This window comes from Vitreoscilla massiliensis (assembly GCF_001457815.1).
In the GTDB taxonomy this organism is placed as follows: Bacteria; Pseudomonadota; Gammaproteobacteria; order Burkholderiales; family Neisseriaceae; genus Vitreoscilla; species Vitreoscilla massiliensis.
This window is the reverse complement of the sequence record NZ_LN898215.1, coordinates 50875-71797: the sequence shown is the minus strand read 5'-3', so window position 1 is coordinate 71797 and position 20923 is coordinate 50875. Positions and strand designations below refer to the sequence as shown.

Below are 20923 nucleotides of genomic sequence, written 5' to 3'. Positions count from 1 at the left end.
AAGCTGCAGCTTAAGTCTTGCCTGACTGCGCACACACGCCGCCGACGCAAACCCAACAAATCTGCGGTTAAAATATGTATTTTATGCTGATTTTAATTATTAAATTGAAATTTTTTTTCATTGATTAATAAATCATCGCAATTAACACAGAAGAAGATTTTATTTTTTAGACAAATATACAGATTAGTTTTATTTTGAATGAGATGCAGGCAAACCGCGTGGCGACTGCGGCAACACGACGAAATGAATCAGTCTCTCAGGGCACAGCGATGGACTGGCTGCCTAACAAGCGCCCATCTGCATATAAAAGCGGCCTGTAACTGCTTACAGGCCGCTTGTATGACGTGTTTATCGCTGCGTGAACATTAATCCGAACGCTGCATCAAGAATTTGGCTTTGAATTCATCCCATTTTTGCTTGCGCGCCGCTTGGCGCTCGTGTTTTTTCTCGGCTTGGATGGTTTTTTTCACTTCGGAAGCGGCGTTTTCATACGCAGCCACCGCCGATTCCACCTCAGACTCCACTTCTTCATAATCCCAACGCTGCAATTTCGCGTGTTGGGCGGCGAAAAACGCGTCCAATTCGGCGGTATCGCTTTCGTCTGCTTCCACCAATAAGGCAGTGGCGCTGCGCGGGATGGACTTGCTGATGGCTGTTAACACCACCTCATCGTGTTCTTGGTGCTCCAAATCGGCCAATGAACCCATGAGCGAGCCCATGGAATAGCCAAGCAATACGCCGACAGGGCCGCCCAATACGCCGACCACCATGCCGATTAAACCGCCTTTGAGCGCCGATTTGCCTATGCTGTTGCTGTCGGCATCTTTGAGCTTGATTTTGCCGTTTTCGGTTTTGGCGATGATGGCAACTTGGTTGACGCCGCGTATGCCTGCATGGGTCAATTCACTGAAAACGCGGTACGCCGTGTCGGCTTCGTTCCAAGTGGCCAATAAGATGTTTTTACTCATGCCCTACCCTCCCATCCTGCTTGATTTGTGTGTGGAAAAGCTGCTAAAAAACCGTTTTGTGCATCTTACCTCAGCGCCGAATATTCCCGCTAGCTGGCAGCGCGTAAATCTGTGTGGTGCGCATTGGCGCCAACACATGCAGCAGTGAATGGCTGATTATCAGGCAGGGTTGATGACCACATTGCTCGCAAGCAATATGCGATGGCTATCCTGTTTGTTGTGCTGATAAAGCGGCCTGTAAAGGCTTACAGGCCGCTTTATCATTGCCATTCGCGCACATGCTGAGTCTGCGCAACCGTATACAAATCAACTCTCTGCATGTCCATGCCACAACTCAGCCGCCAACACACTGCGTTTTATCGCCCAAGCGCGTGTCGCAGCGGTTTGCATTACAATGCCCATTCCACTGTTCATCTGTTTATCTGCTCATTGGGAGACTGCGTATGCGCTTGCTAATCTTGCTGCTGGGGCTGAGCCTCATACTGGCCGCTCACGCCGACGGCTTATTCATTCATGAAGACCCTCAACACGAGGGACAGTGTTTTCTCACCAATGCCGCTGGCAAGCGTGTGTTTGATGGCGAATACGATACCCAATGTGTGGGCATAAGCGGGAGCCAAGCACATGCAGACTCGAATGCGGATGCAGATGTGGATATAGATGTGCTCGGTTACCAAAGCGTGCATTTATGGCATTTTCGCGGCCAAGACAGCGTGGTCATCAATGTGGAAGGCGAGGTGTTGTACCACACTTATTGGTTTGATAACGGCCCTGATTATGTTGAAGATGGTGTGTTTCGCATCCGCGATGCTGCTGGCAAAATCGGTTACGCCGATGGCGTGACCGGCCGCATCGTGATTGCGCCGCAATATGCGTGTGCGGCGCAATTTGAGGGCGGAATTGCCGAAGTGGCATTGCGTGGCGAAGTACGGCGTAAAGACGATGAACACAGCATCTGTGTGGGCGACTATTTCAAAATTGATAAACAAGGTAAACGCGTGCACGAGTGATTAGGTGAGTTGAGCGGTTTTACAGTACAATATCCGCCTTTATATTGAACCCGTTACACGAAAGAAAACAACATGGAAGCGGAAATCATCAACCAATTAAACAACACGCTCGACGATTTGGCGCAGCGCAACCACGACATTCGGGGGTATCTTTGACTACGATGGCAAAAAAGACCGCCTAGAAGAAGTCGTGGGTTTGTCTGAAGACCCAGAATTGTGGAACGACCCGAAAAAAGCGCAAGAAATCGGCAAAGAGCGCAAATTGCTTGAAGGCATCGTCGTCAACTTGGACGAAATCAGCTCAGGCATAGAAGACAGCCGCATGTTGCTGGAAATGGCGGTGGAAGAAGAAGACGCCGACGCGTTTGCCGGCGTACAAGACGACATCGCTACCTTAGAGCAGCGCATGGCAGACTTGGAATTCAAGCGCATGTTCAACCAAGAAGCCGACAGCAACAACTGTTTCATCGACATCGTCGCTGGTGCAGGTGGTACCGAAGCAGAAGACTGGGCCGGCATGCTCTACCGCATGTACACCCGCTATGCCGAACGCAAAGGCTTTAAAGTCGACATCTTGGAAGAAGACTTTGGCGAAATCGCCGGCATCAACCGCGCCACCATCAAGCTCGAAGGCGAATACGCTTACGGCTTGCTGCGCACCGAAACCGGCATTCACCGCTTGGTACGCTACTCGCCTTTCGACTCGAACAACAAACGCCATACCTCGTTTGCCTCCGTTTTCGTCTACCCAGAAGTCGACGATTCGTTTGAAATCGAAATCAACCCTGCCGACTTGCGTGTCGACACTTACCGCGCCTCCGGTGCCGGTGGTCAGCACATTAACAAAACCGACTCGGCCGTGCGTTTAACCCACGAACCAACAGGCATCGTGGTGCAGTGTCAGAACGACCGTTCACAACACCGCAACAAAGACGAAGCGATGAACATGTTAAAAGCCAAATTGTTTGAATTGGAAATGCGCAAACGCAACGAAGCCAAACAAGACTTGGAAAACAGCAAATCCGATGTGGGTTGGGGCCACCAAATCCGCTCGTATGTGTTCGACCAATCGCGCATCAAAGACTTGCGCACCGGTTACGAAGTCGGCAACATCAAAGCCGTCATGGACGGCGACTTGGACGACTTCATCCAAGCAAGCTTAAAACAAGGCGTGTAACAACAGTACATGTTCCATGTGAAACCAAGCAAACAAGCGGCCTGTAAAGTTTACAGGCCGCTTTTATGATGAAGTTTCAAATTCCTACAACCTTATTGGTCACCTGCATCAACACAAACACATCCGGACACAAGATGGCATTTGGTTCATCATCCACAGCAACTCTCATTGCTGTGCATCACCGTTTGCTGGCGTGATGCTACGCGGTGGCTCGCAACGCTTGGGTCGCCGCTTCATCCACGGTTAACGATTGCGGATGGATCACCACCCCATAATAGCGCTCGGCGGATTCAATGCTGATGTATTCGTCCAACACGTCTTCCAATACATCTGCGACAGGCCGCTTGTGTGGATTGCCCCAACCGCCACCGCCGGTGCTTTCAAACATAAACACTTCATCTGCCTCAAATTTGTGCGCGGCCAGCAAGGGATTCTTCCACTCTCCTTCTGCATTAAATCCGCCTATCACGTGGGTGTCACCATTGGCGAGTATGTGGCTAGACCTTTGCACCACACTGGGCAAACCACCTGCCACCCCAGGACTGCCTTCAATGGTTCTGGAAGTTTCCATGCCCACTGCGCCACCGCCCAAGAAGCGCACTTTAAACACAGAGCCCAAACCACCGCGGTGTTGTCCTGCCCCAGCCGAGTCTTGTCGTAATTCAAAGGCTTCGTAGGCAATCGGGAAAAACAGCTCCGCAGTTTCTGCCGCCATATTCATGCAGTTGCCCAAAGGGTCCATGGTAACACTCATACCATCTGCGTATGGCGTACCGCCCCATCCGCCTGCGGGCAAATCTGAAAACACGTCGGTCTCCCCAGTTTCGGAAACACAGCTGGCCACAAACCAGTTGGCATCTGCGCCTGTAGACCCTGTCACCTTATGCGGAATGGCTTTGGCCAAGGCTTGCCAAATGGCACTGGTGATTTTTGAAGAAGTTAAAGTGGTACAGGCAATGGTTGGGGCTGGCCACTGTGCATTCAACCAACACCCTTCAGGCAAAATCACCTCAATCGGATTGAACAGGCCTTGGTTTTGAGGCGCATCTGGCACCAAGAAAAACTGCAAGGAATACAAAGCCGCCGAAATCGTATTCGCTTTCGGTGAGTTAATCGCGCCTTTGCAAATCGGATCTGTACCTGAAAAATCGACGGTGATATTGCTGTCTTTTACAGTCAATTTGACTTTTAACTTCACTTTGTCATGACTGATACCATCTGTATCGGCATAGTCTTCCGCTTCATAAACGCCATCTGGGATGTCTTTAATGCTCGCGCGCACCATGTTTTCGGTATAGGTCTGAATTCTTTTCATCGCCAAAGTCACGGTTTCGCGACCATAACGATCACATGCGCGTTGGATTTCCGTTTCCGCGGCCAGTAATGCGCCCAAGTGAGCTTGTAAATCACCTTTGATAAAATGGGGTGTTCTGGAATTATTCAAAATAATCGACAATAAATCCTGATTGACTTTGCCCTGTGAAAAAATCTTCAACGGCGGCAGACGCAAGCCTTCGGCCGCAATGTGGGTGCTGAAAGCTTGGCCTCCAGCGGCACCGCCACCCAAATCCATCCAATGCCCGCGACTCACGGCATAGCCGACCAAATGGTCATGGTGGTAAATGGGTTTGACAAAGGTGATGTCATTGATGTGGGTACCCCCTTGGTAAGGGTCATTAACCACCAGCACATCCCCTTCGACAATATTTTCTTTACCAATACCATTAACAGCCGCTTCGGCGCTGAATTTCATCGCCGCCAAATGAATCGGGCAGTTTGCCGCTTGGCTTAACAGCTGCAAATCCGCATCATAAATGGCATTGGAAAAATCCAGCATGTCCGCCAGAATCGGCGAAAATGATGACCGTTGCAATACCGTCGCCATGCGATCACTGGCAAAGTCAAACACACTGCGCAACACCTCAAAAGTGATGGGGTTTAATTCAGTTGTTACCACATTGTTATTTGTCGTTGAGCTCATATCTGTTCTCCAATCTTTATTTGCCAGCGGCCATACTTACATTTGCCAATTCCTCATCATTTGCAGCACTGCTTTCAATTTCAATGATGAGTGTGCCCATCTCATTCAAATAGGCATGGGTTTGTGGCGGCAAGACTGTACACGCATGCTCATATTCGATGATGGCCGGCCCCTCAATGTGGTCTTGTGCACCTAAGGCCTCTCCATCAAATACGGTACACAACTGCCATGCGCCATCGAAATAAACCTCTCGTTCACCTTTGATGAGGTCTTGGTCGCTAACCCTATTGAATTCCAAATGTGGCGGCTCATCCATCTGACCTATGGCCGTGACACCCAATGAAACAAATGCCGGCGCAAAATCGTTTGAGCTCACCCCAAACTCTTGCTCATGTACTTTGTGGAATTCTTGTTCAATCGCAGCCAGACTGCTCTGGGTAATCTCTCCATCTGGCAAGCTGACATCTACTTCATACGATTGACCCACATAGCGCATTTGCGCTGTTTTTGAGATGCTGATGCGTTCGACCTGCGCATAGCCTTGTTCCAGCAATGCTTGTCGCGCTTTTTCCATCAACTCTGCAAAAATGGCATTGATCTCATTGAGATTGGCGGCCTGTACGGGTGAATAATAAAATTTTTCAATGTCTTGACGCAGATCCATGACTGTCGCACCAAATGCAGAAGCCACACCGGCATGAGGTGGTACGATGACTTTCGGTATGTTCATGGATTTGGCCACAATACAGGCATGTAAGGCACCGGCCCCGCCAAAACTGGCATAGACAAAGTCGCGTGGATCACGCCCTCTGGACACCAAAACTTTTTTCACTGCTTGGGCCATGTATTCACAGCCGATGCGTATCATGCCTTCGGCTGTCTCAAGCGTAGACAAGCCTATTTTTTTCGCCAATTCAGACATCGCAGCTTCTGCCGCCGGTATGTCCAATTGGAATTTGCCATTTAAGGTTGGATCTAGCCGTCCCAACAACAGGTTGGCATCGGTAATGGTAGGTTGCGTACCGCCGCGGCCATAACACACTGGCCCGGGCTCAGAACCGGCACTTTTTGGACCAACTCGAAGCGAACCACCCGCATCTATCCAGCCGATAGAGCCGCCACCCGAACCGATGCTGTGAATGTCCAGCATAGGCACCACAATCGGCACTTCCCATTCCAGCTCATGATTGCGCGTGATTAAGCCTTGGCCATTTTCAACAATGGACACATCAAAACTGGTTCCCCCCACATCGGTATGAACGATATGGTTAAACCCAGTCTTGGCGGTCAAATAACTGGCATAGGCCACACCACCAGCAGGACCAGATTCCAGCATGTCTTCAGGGTGATTGCGAGCAGTTGCCGCAGACATCACCCCACCGCTGCTTTTTAATATCAACAATTGACCCTTAAAGCCGTTTTCAACCAAGCGCGACTCCAAATCATCCATGTATTTCACCATCACCGGCATACAGGCCGCTCTGACAGCAGTGGTCACAAACCGGCCATGCTCGCGAAAAATAGGTCGAGTTTCTGATGACAAAACAATGTGTACTGATGGGCAAATCTCGCGCAATATGTCGCGCATTTGTTGTTCGTGTTTGCCACTTGCATACGAGTTGATAAACCCAATGGCAACAGCTTGCACTCCAGAAGCTTTGATTTTGTGCGCAATCTCTTGTGCTTGTTGGATGTCCAACGCTCTGACCGTTTTCCCTTGCGCATTCATGCGCTCCGAGACGGTGTAGCGGAAACGACGTCGAATAATCGGTTTGGGTTTGGTTTGATACGGATCGTACAAAAATTGGCGGTGCTGGCGACCGATTTCAATGGTGTCTCTGAACCCATCGGTGGTGATGAGAGCCGCATCGGGGTAGCTTCTTTCAATCAAAGCATTGGTCGCCGTAGTGGTACCATGCATTAAATAGGAAATGTCCGCCATATCAATATTGGCTTTTTTAATTGCCTCCAAAACAGCTATTGAGCGGTCGTGTTTTGTGGTTAAAACTTTTGCTGCAACTTGTTGACCAGTCTTTTCTTCCCATGCAAACAAATCGGTAAACGTGCCCCCTACATCGACACCAACTCTCCACATGTCACTTCTCCTTATGGTTGTTTATTCGTTGTTGAGCTTCAATTTGTATCGTGCTAGCGGTACGGGGTCAATGCTATGAAAGTAACAAACTCATACAGCCTCTTATACCATAGTACGAAGAATTTTTTATAATTAAATTAATGACTTAGAATATGGAATTAAAAAATCGCCGTGATTTGAACAAAAAATGAACTGTTTGTCTGTCAACGGTATAACGACTGAGGCTGAAACTGTATGTTTACCGCCCTTACAGCTTGGACAATGCAAGTGTCTTAAACAATACCCTATGACTCAATGCATTGATTGCCAAGTAAATGAAGCAGATGTGTTCAGCCAGAAAAAACCGGCAGCCTATTCAAGCGCATGGTGACATTGAGCAGCCAATCTGCAAGAAGTCTGCTTTAAATCATGTAAAGCCATATAAAAGCGGCCTGTAAACATTTACAGGCCGCTTGTGGGATTACCTCATTACCTTGTTCAATCGTAATAAAAACCATAAGCACTGAAAACATAAGCAACAGGGGACACCGCGACTTTGATTTTTAAGCCCTGTCCATCGGCAGAACGTGATTTGCGTAAATACTGACTGTCATGCACGGACATCGCGGTACGCACATCCAATTCGGGTATCCAAATTTCCAATTGGGTCGAAGAAGTGCTGCGGTATTGCATGGTTTTAAATGACTGTACCTCAACATCCCATCCCTGCTACCATGTCCATGAAAGCAATGCCCATACACACAAAACTGTTTTGCTGCCGCTCCATACAAATAAACCCATCATGATGGTATACGCCATGTGATCATAAGCATAAAAGCCACGACCACCTTGTGCTTGGGTGCGCTTATCGCGCACATAGGTTTGCCGCCACATCCACACCCATAATATTCCCATACCTGCCCACAATAGCCATGCCAGCGGACGGTAGCTGATGTGTATAGGCAAAAACATCCCCACAACCATCGCGAACATCATGCATACTTTTATGGTAGCAAACATCATTCATTCCTTATGAAAAAGCGGCCTGTAAACGTTTACAGGCCGCTTTGGATATCGCTGAAGCGATTAAGCAAACACGCTTAACAATTGTTGCACCACGGCTTTGGGCATAAAGAACATCCAGCCCCACACAAACGCGACGATCCACACCATATACGGTACGGTTTTGGCTTGGCCTGTGCACAGTTTCACCAAGGCATAGCTGATAAAGCCCATGGCGATGCCGTCGGCGATGGAGTAAGTGAATGGCATGAACACGATGGTCAAGAATGCCGGTACGGCTTCGGTGATGTCGTCCCATTTGATGCCGGTAATGCCTTGTATCATCAACACACCGACATAAATCACCGCAGGCGCAGTGGCATAACCCGGTACGCTTTGAGCCAAAGGCGCGAAGAACAAACACGCCAATAACAACAAGCCCACCACGATGGCGGTCAAACCCGTGCGGCCACCCGCGGCCACACCAGACGCCGATTCAATGTACGGCGTGGTCGACGAAGTGCCCAACATCGCACCAGCGGTAATCGCGGTCGAGTCAGCCAATAAAGCGCGTTTCAAACGCGGCAATTTGCCATCTTGCAGCAAACCCGCGCGGTTGGCCACACCGACCAAAGTGCCGGTAGAGTCAAACAAATCCACCAAGAAAAACACAAAAATCACACCTATCATCGCAGGGGTGAACAAGTCTTTGAAATCCATTTGCATGAAGGTCGGTGCAATCGACGGTACGGCGCCCACCACGCCGACGATTTTGTTATAGCCCATCAAAGTCGACAAGGCAGTCACCGCCAAGATGCTGATGATGATGGCACCGCGCACGCGGTAGTGGTGCATGATGACGATTAACAGCAAGCCAAACAAAGTGAACAAAGGACCGTGGGTTTGCAAATCGCCCAAGCTCACATAAGTGGCTTGATTGGCAACGATGATGCCCGAGGTTTTCAGGCCGACCAAGGCCAAGAACAAACCTATGCCGCCACCTATGGCCAGTTTCAAAGTCATCGGAATGGCGTTAATCAAGGCTTCACGGATGTTGGAGAAGCTCAAGGCGAAGAACAACAAGCCAGACACAAATACTGCGGCCAAAGCCACTTGCCAAGGCACACCCATGCCCAAACACACGGCGTAAGTGAAATAAGCGTTCAAGCCCATGCCCGGTGCCAAGGCAATCGGGTAATTGGCCACGGCGCCCATCACAAAACAGCCTATGGCGGCGGTCAAACAAGTGGCCACAAACACCGCGCCATGGTCCATGCCGGTTTCGGCCAGAATCAAGGGGTTAACGATGACGATGTAACACATGGTGAGAAAAGTGGTGAGGCCAGCCAAGGCTTCGGTGCGGACGGTGGTGCCGTTTTGACTCAGTTTAAAATAGCGCTCAAGAAAGCCGCCTGATGGGGGCGTTTGGCTCATGTGGGTTTCCTTCAAAATACTGCGACGCGTGTGCGGTTAAAAAATGTAAAACAAAACAGAATTATAATGCGATTTTGTGCACAGCAGCGTGAAAATTTCCGCGCATTCACTCGGCAGCGTGGCGATTGAGGATGGCTTTGGCCGCCACCACGCCCTCGGCCATGGCCGTGGCGATACACGGATGTTGCTTTTGTGTCACTTCGCCTATGGCATAGACATTGGGCAACGAGGTTTGCAAAAATTCATCGGTGGCGACAAAGCCGCGTTCATCACGCGCGACGCTCAAACCTTCCGGCACACTGGCTTGCCAACCGTAAAACACCGCCCACGCATCAAAGGCCACGCCATTGATGCTCATAGAAGCGGCCTGTAAATCATATGCGCCCACATGCACGCGCTCGGGTGCACAGCGCGCTTGCCACAAGCGTTGTGCCCGCACATGGCGCGCATACACATGCACATCCGCGCCTTGTTCGGCCAACCATACTGCGTTTTCAAACGCATTGTCGCCGCCGCCCAACACGGCAATTTTCTTGTTCGCCACTTGCTGTTGCCAAATGTGATTGCCGGGGCCTATCCAAATGTGCGGATTGGGTGGTATCGCCTCGGGCAAGCCTTTAGCGCACACGCCAGTGGCCAACACCACATGGCGCGCACGGTAGACATGCCAACCGCCCTCGCCGTCCAAACTGTGCACACAATATTGGTCGGCCAGTGGGTGCACTTGGGTCACGCGCTGTTGCAGCAATACCGGAATGTGGTGCAAGGCCACGGTTTGCGCCAAGGCATGCGCCGTGTCCAAGCCGGTCGCCAACGGCGCGTTCGCCTCCCAACCGCCAGCCAAATCATTGTGCAAACACAAACCGCCCACCGCATCGGCCGCTTCCAATACCCACGCTTGCATGCCCATGCGCGTCAGCCACAAGGCGCAAGAAATCCCCGCCGGCCCTGCGCCGATGATCAAGACCTCACAGTGTTTGTAAGCGGCCTGTAAATCCAAGTCACACGTCAATTCCATTGCGTTCACCCTTCTTCGCTTTGAAGCTGTTTTTATTTGCTTTTTAAGCTGATTCTAGCCGAATTTTGCCCACAGGGTCGCCCTGTTTAGGCAAGTGTTGGGTGTGTTATCATGCACGTTTGGCTTTATGTACACAGAAAAGAATGGCACAGCATGAATCCTGCTTCTGACAGTGCTTTAATCATTGATAACGCACACAAAACCTATAAGAATGGCTTTACCGCCCTCAAAGGCGTGAGCTTTGATGTGAAACAAGGCGAATTTTTTGGTTTGTTGGGCCCCAATGGTGCCGGCAAAACCACGCTGATTTCGGCGATGTCGGGTTTGGCACGCCTCACCCAAGGCAATATCAGCATCATGGGCTATGACACGCGCAAAAACCCCAACCAATGCCGCATGAGCTTGGGCGTGGTACCGCAAGAATTGGTGTTCGACCCGTTTTTCACCGTGCGCGAAGCCTTGCAATTCCAATCCGGCTATTTTGGCATCCGCAAAAACGAGGCATGGATAGACGAATTGTTGGCCAAATTGAATTTGGAAGACAAAGCCAGCACCAATACCCGCAATCTGTCTGGTGGCATGAAGCGCCGCTTGATGGTGGCACAAGCCTTGGTACATCGTCCGCCTGTCATCGTGTTGGACGAGCCGACCGCTGGCGTGGACGTGGAATTGCGCCAATCGCTGTGGGTGTTTATTGAAGAATTGCACCAGCAAGGCCACACCATCATCCTCACCACCCATTATTTGGAAGAGGCGCAAATGCTGTGCAACCGCATTGCGATGATGAAACACGGTGAATTGGTGGCGCTGGATTCTACTGCCAATTTGCTCAAGTCTGGCCAAGGCATACGCGTGTCGCTGTTGTTGTCGGCACCGTTGCCTGCGGCTTTGCAAAAATGGTGTGTGCCGAGTGAAGGCGAAAACACGGTGTTGCAATTGGATGAATATGCGCAATTGGCGTATGTGTTGTCGACTTTGCAATACGAAAAAGTGGAAGTGAAGAATTTAACCGTGTTGGAAAACGATTTGGAACAGGTGTTTTTACAATTGATGCACGACGACAAGAAAGGGGTGGTGGCATGTTAACCGGCTTTCCTACCCTGTTGAAAAAAGAGGTATTGCGCTTTTGGAAAGTGGGCTTTCAAACCATTTTCGCGCCGGTGATTACCGCGCTGCTGTACCAATTGATTTTTGGACATGTGATGAAAAACCAGCCGGACATCTTGCCCGGCGTCAGCTATGCGGCGTTTTTAATCCCCGGCTTGGCGATGATGTCGATGACACAAAACGCGTTTGCCAATGCCTCTAGCTCCTTGATTCAATCGCGCTTGAGCGGCAATTTGGTGTTTATCTTGTTGCCACCGATTTCGATTTGGGCCTTTTTCCTTGCTTATGTCGGCGCGGCGATTGCGCGCGGTTTGTTTGTCGGCATCGGCGTGTTGGCGGTGTGTGCCTTCTTTGGTTTACCCTGGCCAGTGTCCATCACTTGGACGATTCTGTTTGCCATCATGGGCTGCGCCATCATGGGCACTTTGGGCTTATTGGCCGGCATCGTGGCGGAAAAATTCGACCAAATGGCGATGTTCCAAAACTTCCTCATCATGCCGCTGACGTTTTTATCCGGCGTGTTTTACTCGATTAACAGCTTGCCAGCGTTTTGGCGCACCATCAGCCATTTCAATCCGGTTTTCTATATGATAGACGGTTTTCGCTACGGCTTTTTCGGCCACAGTGACGTGTCACCGTGGTTGTCTTTGTCCGTGGTCACAATTTGTTGGCTTGCCACCTCTATCGGCATCTTAATGCTGTTAAAATCTGGCTATAAATTACGTCATTAATAAAGGTCTGCAATGTTAACTCCGGAACAAGTTCAAGCGATGATTGCCAATGTATTGCCGTGCGAGCACATCGCCGTGGAAGGCGATGGTCACCACTTTTTTGCCCACATCGTGTCGAGCGAATTTGAAGGCAAGGCACGCTTGGCGCGCCACCGCTTGGTCAAAGACGGTTTGGCCGATGTCATTGCCAGCAATGAATTGCACGCTTTGTCAATCGCCACAGCCGCCACGCCGAGCGAATGGGCTGCGAAACAACAATAATTCTTAAAACCCAAGATATGCGGCCTGTAAATGGTTTACAGGCCGCTTATGAAGAAAGAAAACCCCTGTGGATAAATTACGAATTCACGCCAATGGCCCACTCAATGGCGAAATCACCGTTTCTGGCGCCAAAAACGCGGCTTTGCCGTTGATGTGCGCGGCTTTGCTCACCAAAGAAACCCTGCGCTTGACCAATGTACCGATGCTGCGCGATGTCAAAACCACGCACAAATTGCTCGAAGGCATGGGCGCGACTGTGTCTACCGACGGTGTGAGCGTGTTTGACATCAATTGCGGCACTTTGAACGAATTGTGCGCACCGTATGATTTGGTCAAAACCATGCGTGCCTCCATCTTGGTATTGGGCCCAACTTTGGCGCATTTTGGCGAAGCACAAGTGAGTTTGCCTGGTGGCTGTGCCATCGGCTCCCGCCCTGTCGACCAGCATTTAAAAGGCTTGGAAGCGATGGGTGCCGACATTGTCATCGAGCACGGTTATGTCAAAGCCAAACTGAAAGCCAAACGCTTGCAAGGCACGCGCATCGTGATGGACATGGTCACTGTCGGCGGCACGGAAAACCTGATGATGGCCGCATGCTTGGCCTCGGGTACCACTGTGTTGGAAAACGCCGCTTTGGAACCTGAAGTGGTGGATTTGGGCGAATGCCTGATCAAAATGGGCGCGAAAATCTACGGTTTGGGCACCCCTACCATCACCATCGAAGGCGTGGAAAGCCTGCACGGCGCAGAACACGCGGTGGTGGCCGACCGCATTGAAGCCGGTACTTTCTTGTGCGCGGTAGCGATGACCGGCGGCAAGGTATTGCTGAAAAATGCCGCACCGAAAACCATGATGGCGGTGTTGGACAAATTGGTCGAAGCCGGCGCGCACATCGAAGCAGGCGACGATTGGATTTTAATCGACATGCAACACCGTCCACGCCCTGTGAACATTCGCACCTTGCCACATCCAGCCTTCCCTACCGACATGCAAGCGCAATTCATGGCGATGAATGCCATCGCCGATGGTCCATCCAAAGTGACTGAAACCATCTTTGAAAACCGCTTTATGCACGTGCCTGAGCTCAATCGCATGGGTGCGCAAATCACCACCGAAGGCAATACCGCCATGATGCAAGGCGTAGAGCATTTGTCTGGCGCGACCGTGATGGCGACCGATTTGCGCGCGTCTGCCAGCTTGGTGATTGCCGGCTTGGTGGCCAGTGGCGAAACCATCGTCGAACGCATTTACCACTTAGACCGTGGTTATGAAAACATCGAAGCCAAATTGGGCGGCGTCGGTGCCGATATTGTTCGCATCAGCGAATAATCCACTTACAATCGGCCTGTAAACGCTTACAGGCCGCTTGTTTGCATGAAAGCAGTGCCATGAAATACGTTTCTTTGGGTTTGGCCGTGTTGTGTGCCATGGGCCTCAGCGCTTGCCAACCTTCTTCAACTGACCACAAGACCGCAGCGCATGCCAGTGCTGCCACCAATATTGCCAAAGCTACCCCCGATTTTCACGGCAGCGACATCAGTGCCGAGGGCATAGGTGGCGATTTCAGTCTTACCAACCAAGATGGCAAAACCATGACTTTGGCCGATTTCAAAGGCAAGTTGGTGGTGTTGTCGTTTGGCTATACCCGCTGTCCTGACGTGTGCCCAACCACTTTATTGGATTTGGCACAGGTGATGACTTTGCTCGGTGACGATGCCAAAAAAGTGCAAGTGGTGTTTGTGTCGGTAGACCCAACACGCGACACGCCGGCGATTTTAAAAGACTATGTGCCGCTGTTTAACGACCAATTCATCGGTCTGACCGCCAAAGACGATGCCGCGATGGCGCCGGTGTTAAAAACATGGAAAATCGCCATGAGCAAAGTGCCGGTCAAAGACGGTCATTACAGCGTCGACCACAGCGCCGGCATGTATGTGCTCGATGCCAATGGCAAGGCCAAGCTCTACCTGCCTTACGCCACCAAACCAGAACAAATCACCGCCGACCTCAAAGCGCTGCTGAAATAACACCGATGTTTGAACTTGCCGGCGCCATTCCCTACCAAACCATCGCGTTTGACCGAGACATTACCGTCACCGTCAAACGCGTGGATTTGGTGCATCCGCACATCTCGGGCAACAAGTTTTACAAACTCAAATACAATTTGTTGGCGGCGCGCGCACAAGGCAAAACCCATTTAATCAGCTTTGGCGGCGCGTATTCCAACCACATCCATGCCTTGGCGCACGCCGCGCATGAATACGGTTTCAGCGCCAGTGCGTACATTCGTGGGCAGGAATTGGCTGAGCAGCCACTGAATCCAACCTTGCAAGACGCCGCCGACTTGGGCATGACCCTGCATTTCATCAGCCGCGCCGACTACCGTCAAAAACACACGCCTGAGTTTTTACAGGCCGCATTAGCGCGCTATCCAGATGCTTACATCATTCCCGAAGGCGGCAGCAATGCCTTGGCGATACAAGGCTGTGAAGAGATTTTGAGCGCGGCAGACACACAAGACTTTGAAATCATCGTGTGCGCCGTTGGCACTGGCGGCACCATCGCCGGCCTCATCAATGCCTGTGCGCCCACGCAGCGCATCATTGGCTATGCGGCGCTGAACAGCGATTATTTGAGCGCCGAAGTCGCCAAACACACCGACAAGCGCAATTGGCACATCGAACCTGAAAACGTGTTCGGCGGCTATGGCCATTTCAATACTGAGTTATTGGATTTCATAGACGCCACCGCCGCCGCGCACCAGCTGCCGCTAGACCCCATCTACACGGGCAAAGCGTTTTACCGCTTGTGCACACAGATTGCCGCCGGTGATTTTGCCCCACACAGCCGCATCTTGTTCATCCACAGCGGCGGTTTACAAGGCCACCGCGCTGCCACCACGCCCACCTCGGCAACAATGTGCTGATTTTGCGCGGAATTTCGCGCCAGCATTCCCGCTTGCTCTGACTTGGGTCAAAACACCGTTTTCGCCGCAGGGTATAAAAACTTTGTTAAAATGGCTGCCTAAGCTGGGCACAAGGAGGGGAAAAATGTTAGAAGCATTGTTTCACAACCGCACGCTGCATTTGGGCTTGGTATTGTTAACACTGTTGCTGTCGTTTGCCTTGGCATTGATGGCGGTGTTTGGCAGTATTTACCAAAGCATTGCCTATCTTGTGTTTTTACCCGTGTGTTTCATGTTTTTTTTATCGGGTTTATTTGGGCTGTTGATTGATGTCGATGAACAACGCGAGCATCCGCGCCTGAAAAAACTCTATTCGCTGCAATTGGCGGTATTGTTGTTTGCCGTGTTATTGATACCGTTGTCGGCGACTTTTTTGACAGAATTCTGAGATGACCTCTAGCCACAATTTGACCATAGCCTTGTCCAAAGGCCGCATTTTCGATGAAACCTTGCCTTTGTTGGCAGCCGCAGGCATCACCCCTGCTGAAGACCCTGAAAAATCACGCAAGCTGATTATAGACACCAACCATCCCAACATCCGCTTGGTGATTGTGCGTGCCACCGACGTGCCCACTTATGTGCAATACGGCGCCGCCGATTTGGGCATTGCCGGTCGCGATGTGTTGACCGAATACGGTGGCGACGGCCTGTATCAACCGCTGGACTTGCGCATCGCCAAATGCCGCATGATGGTGGCAGTGCGTAAAGGCTTTGATTACGAAGCCGCCTCGCGCCCGGGCAGCCGCTTAAAAGTAGCGACCAAATACCCCGACATCGCCATGGAACACTTCTCGAATAAAGGCGTACACGTCGACATCATCAAATTGTACGGCTCTATGGAATTGGCACCGTTGGTGGGTTTGTCCGATGCCATCGTCGATTTGGTGTCTACGGGCAACACCTTGAAAGCCAACAATCTGGAAGCGGTAGAGCACATCAGCGATGTGTCCAGCCGTTTGGTGGTGAACAAAGCCGCGTTGAAACTCAAATACGAAGTCATACAACCCATCATTGATGCCTTCCGCGACGCGCGCCAAGAAGCGTAACACGCATCACCATAAGCGGCCTGTAAGCCTTGAAAGAGGTTTACAGGCCGCATTTTTTCATTTTGATTGTTAATTGAAGCACTTGGGCGAAAAACAACAACATCGCATGCCATATAAACACGCATGGACATGGCATACGGCTGGGCTTCTAGTAGCACGCACTGCGCTTTTGTTCTGCCCTCTTGTCGGCAGGCGCAACTTCGATTAGTGTGTTTGCACCGCGTGTTCATTTTAAGGAGTAGTCATGAAAAAATCTGTGTTGCTGTTGGCCACTGCCGCCAGTTTGTTGGCCGTGTCTTTCTCCAGCCAAGCCGCCAGTTTCAATTGTAAAAAAGCCAGCAAGGCCACCGAGCGTGCCATCTGCGCCAACCAACGCTTGAACGAAGCCGATACCAAGCTCACCAACACCTACAATATTTTGTGGGGTTTTGGCGCTGACAATGAAAGCCTGCGCAGCGAGCAATTGCAATGGCTGCGTGAGCGCAACCAATGTGGCAACCGCGTGGCCTGCATCAGCGAAGAATACCAACGCCGCCAACGCCAATTGGAACAGCAAATTCGCTACCAACAAGGCGGTTAAATCTGGCTTGTAACCCTATCAAAGCGGCCTGTAAACCCAAGCAAGGATTTACAGGCCGCTTATTTTATTCAGATACACTTACTGCTTTGTTTTACTGTCTGTGCGTTCACACTGCCTTAATTCAATTCCAACGCGGTTTGAATGTTAATCTCACCCACCAGCAATTTGTGCACAGGGCAAGACTCGGCCACTTTTAACAAACGCGCTTTTTGGCTGTCGTCCAAAGCGCCGGCAATGTGCACTTGGCGCACGATTTGGCGCGGTTCGCCCGCTTTGGGTTCTTCTGGGTCGAGCAGCAAATCCACTTTCACCTCTTGCAAATCCCAACCCTTGTGGTCGGCATACATTTGCAAAGTCACGGTCGTGCACGCGCCCAGCGCCGACAACAATACCTGCATCGGATTCGGTGCGGTATCACCGCCGCCTTTTTCTACCGGCTCATCCACCTGCCAGCTGTGACCGGCTGGGTCGCTCAAATCCACAACGTATTTTTGCTGGGTGCTCTTGGCCTGCGCTTGGTAAGACATGGTGTCGCTCCTTGTTCAGATGGCTGCATGGAAAGTCTGTGCTGCAAAACACCATCATAACCACTGCTGCTGCGTTTGCGTGTTAAAACGGGTCAGCGACGATAAAAAATGTGCAGTACTCTCCTGCATTTTACGCATGTGTGCCCATGCCATGGGTATTCATTTAATGCTAATCATTATCATTTAATTACAATTTCGATTATACTCAAGCCTCTATTCACTCGATACCCTAGCGATGCTTATGAACAGCAACATTTTATGGCGCAGCCTGTGTGTGGCCGCCACCTTGGCCGTTTCTCCCGTCATCATGGCACAAAGCCTCACTTGGCAAGGCCAAAGTTTGCAATTCAAACACACTCCACAAAAAATCGCCGTGTACGAATTGTCGGCCTTAGATACCTTGCAAGCCTTGGGCGTGCGCGCCAGCATCGTGCCCGATGCCATGTTTCCGGTCACTGTGGCGGCGTATAACCAAGGCCACGCCACAAAAGCGGGCAGCTTATTCGAGCCTGATATCGCCGTTTTGACGGCGCAAAAACCCGATTTAATCATCGTCGGCGGCCGCTCCAAAGCCAAACAAGACACGGTGAAAGACATCGCGCCGACCTTGGATTTAAGCCCAGACACCAATCACTACATGGCCGATTTGCAAGCGCGCACCGATTTGCTCGCCAACACTTTTGGCAAACAAGCCACCGCCGCCCAACGCTTGCAAACCATCCACAGCAAACAGGCTCAGTTGAAGACACAAACCCGCGGTAAAACCGCGTTGATGCTGTTCACCAATAAAGGCAATTTTATGCCACATGCCGAAGGCGAGCGTTTTGGTTTTGTGTATGATTTCGCTGGTTTGCAGTCGGTATTGCCTGCTGTGCCACCGAAAGACGACAATGAACCGGCCAAACCGCGTCCTGCAGCGGGCACGCCTGAAGCCGAAGCGGCCAAAATCAAAGCAGCTGAGCGTTTACAGGCCGCTGTGCAGCAACAACCGGATTACCTGATTGTGCTCGACCGCGGTGCGGTCAACACCAATGACTACACCGCTGCGCAAGAATTACAAAAAAACGCCATTTTGAGGCAAGCCAAAGGCAAAATCATCATGGTGGACGCGAATGCGTGGTATTTGACCGGCGCTGGCTTGGCCAATACCGAGTTGATGTTGGACGAATTAATCAAAGCAACCAAATAGTTAGCTTGTAGCGGATTGAATGTTAAAAGCGGCCTGTAAACCCCATTTCAAGGTTTACAGGCCGCTTGTGAATGCCGATTAGCGCGTGGTATAGCCACCGTTGGCAAAAATGGTTTGGCCGGTAATCCACCAACCATCGCTGACCAAGAAACGCACCAACGGTTCTATGTCTTCGATTTGGGTCAAGCCGCCCAAGGCCGACGCCGACTGGTGGTAAGCCACCGCATCGGCGCTTTCTTGTCCGTAGAAAAACGGCGTGTCCATAGGCCCTGGTGCTACTGCTGTTACCGAAATGCCACGGCCACCGAATTCCTTAGAGGCGGCGCGGGTATAGTGTTCTACCGGCGCTTTCAAGCCCTCATAAGTCGAATACAGGCCGGTATAGGCCGCCAACAAGCTGGTGACGATGGTACAAATCTTACCGTGGTCGTTCAAATGTTTGCCCGCTGCTTGCATAAAGAAATAGGCGATTTTGGAATTGATGTCGCTCATCTCATCAAATTCTTGCTCGGTTGTGTCCAAAAACGGCTTTTTCAACACCTTGCCGACGGTATTGATGGCGATGTCAACGCTGCCGAGTGCTTGTTTGGCGCTGACAAACAAATCTTCTATCGCCGCGATGTGCGACAAATCGGCCTGAAACAGCGCCACATTGACCCCATGGGCTTGCACCGCTTGCAGCGTGGCTTCGGCTTCGGCCTGTGTGGCGGCGCTGTTGTAATGAATGAACACATTGGCGCCTTGTTCGGCCATGCGCCGCGCAATCAAACCGCCCAGATTTTTGGCGCCACCGGCGATGACCACATTTTTGTATTTCAAGCTGTGCACTGTCATGTTGATTCCCTCTGTTAGCTATGGTGAAACAACATCTTAAGCGCATTTGATTGTTTGAAATACCTGTTAGAATGGAACAGATTATTCAACAAACTTGCACAATATGGACAAAATCGAACGCCTGAAACTGTTTTGCTTGGTGGCAGAAAAACAATCGTTTGCCCAAGCGGCCAAGCTGCTGAATTTGCCGCGCTCCAACGTCACGTATGCGGTGCAAGCCTTGGAAAAAGAATACGAGGTATTGCTGTTTTACCGCACCACCCGTCAAGTAACGCTCACCCACGATGGGCAAGGCTTTTACGACGAGGCCAAGCTTGTGTTGGGGCAATTGAAAGAGCTGAACCGCTTTAAGGCGCATGTGCGCCACCAAGAAGGCAAAATCAGTTTGGGACTGCCCAACCGCATGGCCACGCAAATCGTATTGCCACATCTGTCCGAATTTCAACAGCGCTACCCGCAAGTGAAAGTCTTGCTCAACAGCGACGATGGCTATTCCAATTTGCTCGAGCAGCAATTGGATGGTGTGGTGCGTTTGGGCGCGGTACAGGCCGACTATTTGATTGCCAAACCCATTGCCACCATTCCGATAGCCACTTATGCCGCACCCAGCTATCTGGCGCGCTATGGTCAACCGCAATTGTCACAATTGGATGGTCATTGGGCGGTGGAATACTTGGTCGACAAGGCACACAGCGACTTGAGCACGCTGGCGTTTGCCAACCAAACGCACAAACTGCCGTATCGCGTGTTGGTGCAAGACACCGAGTCTTATCTCAACGCTGGCTTGGCCGGCTTGGGCTTGATTCAAATTCCCGTGTTCGATGCCCAAGCGTATCTTGCCAGCGGTCAATTGCAAACGGTGTTGACCGACTTACCACCACTGACGGTGGCATTGACCATCCTCATCACCGACCGCAAATACCGCCCGCAATACATGCAAGACTTCATCGCTTGGCTAGAGGATTTGCTGAGGCAGTATTGCGTTAGCGCTGCTTAAAAGATAAGCATCCAATACCCA

22 protein-coding genes are annotated in these 20923 nt (G+C 51.0%); 13 read left to right on the top strand and 9 right to left on the bottom strand.

The genetic code is table 11. The features are described 5' to 3' along the window. Positions 1 to 365: 365 nt before the first annotated feature. Positions 366 to 968: a DUF1269 domain-containing protein gene (locus tag BN3003_RS00400; protein WP_058304768.1), complete on the bottom strand. Its 603-nt coding sequence runs from the start codon at positions 966 to 968 to the stop codon at positions 366 to 368. Between the two features lie 443 nt (positions 969 to 1411). Here BN3003_RS00400 and BN3003_RS00395 point away from each other — a divergent pair, with 443 nt between their 5' ends. Together BN3003_RS00395 and prfB are read left to right on the top strand one after the other, a co-directional pair. After that, positions 1412 to 1978, top strand: a complete 567-nt coding sequence (locus BN3003_RS00395; protein ID WP_058304767.1) for a hypothetical protein — start codon at positions 1412 to 1414, stop codon at positions 1976 to 1978. A 72-nt stretch (positions 1979 to 2050) separates the two neighbouring features. Then, a protein-coding gene (gene prfB / locus BN3003_RS00390) for a peptide chain release factor 2 (RefSeq protein ID WP_108721464.1) occupies positions 2051 to 3155 on the top strand; the annotation gives its coding sequence in 2 pieces (ribosomal slippage) (positions 2051 to 2131 and positions 2133 to 3155; 1104 coding nt in all). Positions 3156 to 3354: 199 nt separating this feature from the next. Here the strand turns inward: prfB and BN3003_RS00385 are convergent. From BN3003_RS00385 to BN3003_RS00360, 6 genes are all read right to left on the bottom strand, one after another. Further along, on the bottom strand, positions 3355 to 5136 hold the full coding sequence (locus BN3003_RS00385) for a hydantoinase B/oxoprolinase family protein (protein ID WP_199822532.1): 1782 nt from the start codon (positions 5134 to 5136) through the stop codon (positions 3355 to 3357). A gap of 16 nt (positions 5137 to 5152) precedes the next feature. Next, positions 5153 to 7231, bottom strand: a complete 2079-nt coding sequence (locus tag BN3003_RS00380) for a hydantoinase/oxoprolinase family protein (RefSeq protein ID WP_058304766.1) — start codon at positions 7229 to 7231, stop codon at positions 5153 to 5155. A 477-nt stretch (positions 7232 to 7708) separates the two neighbouring features. Continuing rightward, a complete protein-coding gene (locus tag BN3003_RS00375) occupies positions 7709 to 7903 on the bottom strand; it encodes a hypothetical protein (protein WP_058304765.1) in 195 nt (64 codons plus the stop codon). Between the two features lie 36 nt (positions 7904 to 7939). Then, positions 7940 to 8233 carry a hypothetical protein gene (locus BN3003_RS00370; protein ID WP_147645279.1) on the bottom strand — a complete coding sequence of 98 codons (294 nt, stop codon included), beginning with the start codon at positions 8231 to 8233 and terminating at the stop codon, positions 7940 to 7942. 63 nt (positions 8234 to 8296) lie between these two features. Next, positions 8297 to 9646: an NCS2 family permease gene (locus BN3003_RS00365; RefSeq protein WP_058304763.1), complete on the bottom strand. Its 1350-nt coding sequence runs from the start codon at positions 9644 to 9646 to the stop codon at positions 8297 to 8299. A gap of 106 nt (positions 9647 to 9752) precedes the next feature. Then, positions 9753 to 10664: an NAD(P)/FAD-dependent oxidoreductase gene (locus tag BN3003_RS00360; RefSeq protein WP_058304762.1), complete on the bottom strand. Its 912-nt coding sequence runs from the start codon at positions 10662 to 10664 to the stop codon at positions 9753 to 9755. A gap of 153 nt (positions 10665 to 10817) precedes the next feature. Here BN3003_RS00360 and BN3003_RS00355 point away from each other — a divergent pair, with 153 nt between their 5' ends. The 9 genes from BN3003_RS00355 to BN3003_RS00315 all read left to right on the top strand — a co-directional run bounded on the left by BN3003_RS00355 (position 10818) and on the right by BN3003_RS00315 (position 17355). Next, entirely contained in the window at positions 10818 to 11750 is a 933-nt protein-coding gene (locus BN3003_RS00355) for an ABC transporter ATP-binding protein (protein ID WP_058304761.1), read from the top strand. Beyond that, positions 11744 to 12502 (top strand): ABC transporter permease, encoded by a 759-nt coding sequence (locus tag BN3003_RS00350; protein ID WP_058304760.1) that lies wholly within the window; start codon positions 11744 to 11746, stop codon positions 12500 to 12502. The genes BN3003_RS00355 and BN3003_RS00350 overlap by 7 nt, the downstream gene beginning before the upstream one ends. Before the next feature lie 12 nt (positions 12503 to 12514). After that, on the top strand, positions 12515 to 12763 hold the full coding sequence (locus tag BN3003_RS00345) for a BolA family protein (RefSeq protein WP_058304759.1): 249 nt from the start codon (positions 12515 to 12517) through the stop codon (positions 12761 to 12763). Positions 12764 to 12830: 67 nt separating this feature from the next. Beyond that, the gene (gene murA / locus BN3003_RS00340; RefSeq protein WP_058304758.1) at positions 12831 to 14093 is read left to right on the top strand and encodes a UDP-N-acetylglucosamine 1-carboxyvinyltransferase; all 1263 of its coding nucleotides are present in this window, start codon (positions 12831 to 12833) and stop codon (positions 14091 to 14093) included. Between the two features lie 59 nt (positions 14094 to 14152). Further along, positions 14153 to 14791, top strand: coding sequence for an SCO family protein (locus BN3003_RS00335; protein ID WP_058304757.1), 639 nt, complete (start codon positions 14153 to 14155; stop codon positions 14789 to 14791). 5 nt (positions 14792 to 14796) lie between these two features. After that, positions 14797 to 15690, top strand: coding sequence for a 1-aminocyclopropane-1-carboxylate deaminase/D-cysteine desulfhydrase (locus BN3003_RS00330; protein ID WP_058304756.1), 894 nt, complete (start codon positions 14797 to 14799; stop codon positions 15688 to 15690). 124 nt (positions 15691 to 15814) lie between these two features. Next, complete coding sequence (locus tag BN3003_RS00325; RefSeq protein WP_058304755.1) at positions 15815 to 16117, top strand: hypothetical protein; 303 nt, start codon at positions 15815 to 15817, stop codon at positions 16115 to 16117. A 1-nt stretch (position 16118) separates the two neighbouring features. Then, entirely contained in the window at positions 16119 to 16775 is a 657-nt protein-coding gene (hisG, locus tag BN3003_RS00320) for an ATP phosphoribosyltransferase (RefSeq protein ID WP_058304754.1), read from the top strand. A 244-nt stretch (positions 16776 to 17019) separates the two neighbouring features. Beyond that, positions 17020 to 17355: a lysozyme inhibitor LprI family protein gene (locus tag BN3003_RS00315; protein ID WP_058304753.1), complete on the top strand. Its 336-nt coding sequence runs from the start codon at positions 17020 to 17022 to the stop codon at positions 17353 to 17355. A 116-nt stretch (positions 17356 to 17471) separates the two neighbouring features. Here BN3003_RS00315 and BN3003_RS00310 read toward each other — a convergent pair whose 3' ends face one another. Continuing rightward, positions 17472 to 17882 carry an OsmC family protein gene (locus tag BN3003_RS00310; protein WP_058304752.1) on the bottom strand — a complete coding sequence of 137 codons (411 nt, stop codon included), beginning with the start codon at positions 17880 to 17882 and terminating at the stop codon, positions 17472 to 17474. Positions 17883 to 18123: 241 nt separating this feature from the next. On the opposite strand from BN3003_RS00310, the gene BN3003_RS00305 reads away from it, so the two are divergent. Further along, positions 18124 to 19071, top strand: coding sequence for an ABC transporter substrate-binding protein (locus BN3003_RS00305; protein WP_058304751.1), 948 nt, complete (start codon positions 18124 to 18126; stop codon positions 19069 to 19071). A gap of 78 nt (positions 19072 to 19149) precedes the next feature. On the opposite strand, the gene BN3003_RS00300 is transcribed toward BN3003_RS00305, so the two are convergent. After that, the gene (locus BN3003_RS00300) at positions 19150 to 19905 is read right to left on the bottom strand and encodes an SDR family oxidoreductase (protein WP_058304750.1); all 756 of its coding nucleotides are present in this window, start codon (positions 19903 to 19905) and stop codon (positions 19150 to 19152) included. 103 nt (positions 19906 to 20008) lie between these two features. Between BN3003_RS00300 and BN3003_RS00295 the strand changes: the two genes are divergently transcribed. Next, on the top strand, positions 20009 to 20902 hold the full coding sequence (locus BN3003_RS00295) for a LysR family transcriptional regulator (protein ID WP_058304749.1): 894 nt from the start codon (positions 20009 to 20011) through the stop codon (positions 20900 to 20902). The last annotated feature ends 21 nt before the right edge of the window (positions 20903 to 20923 follow it).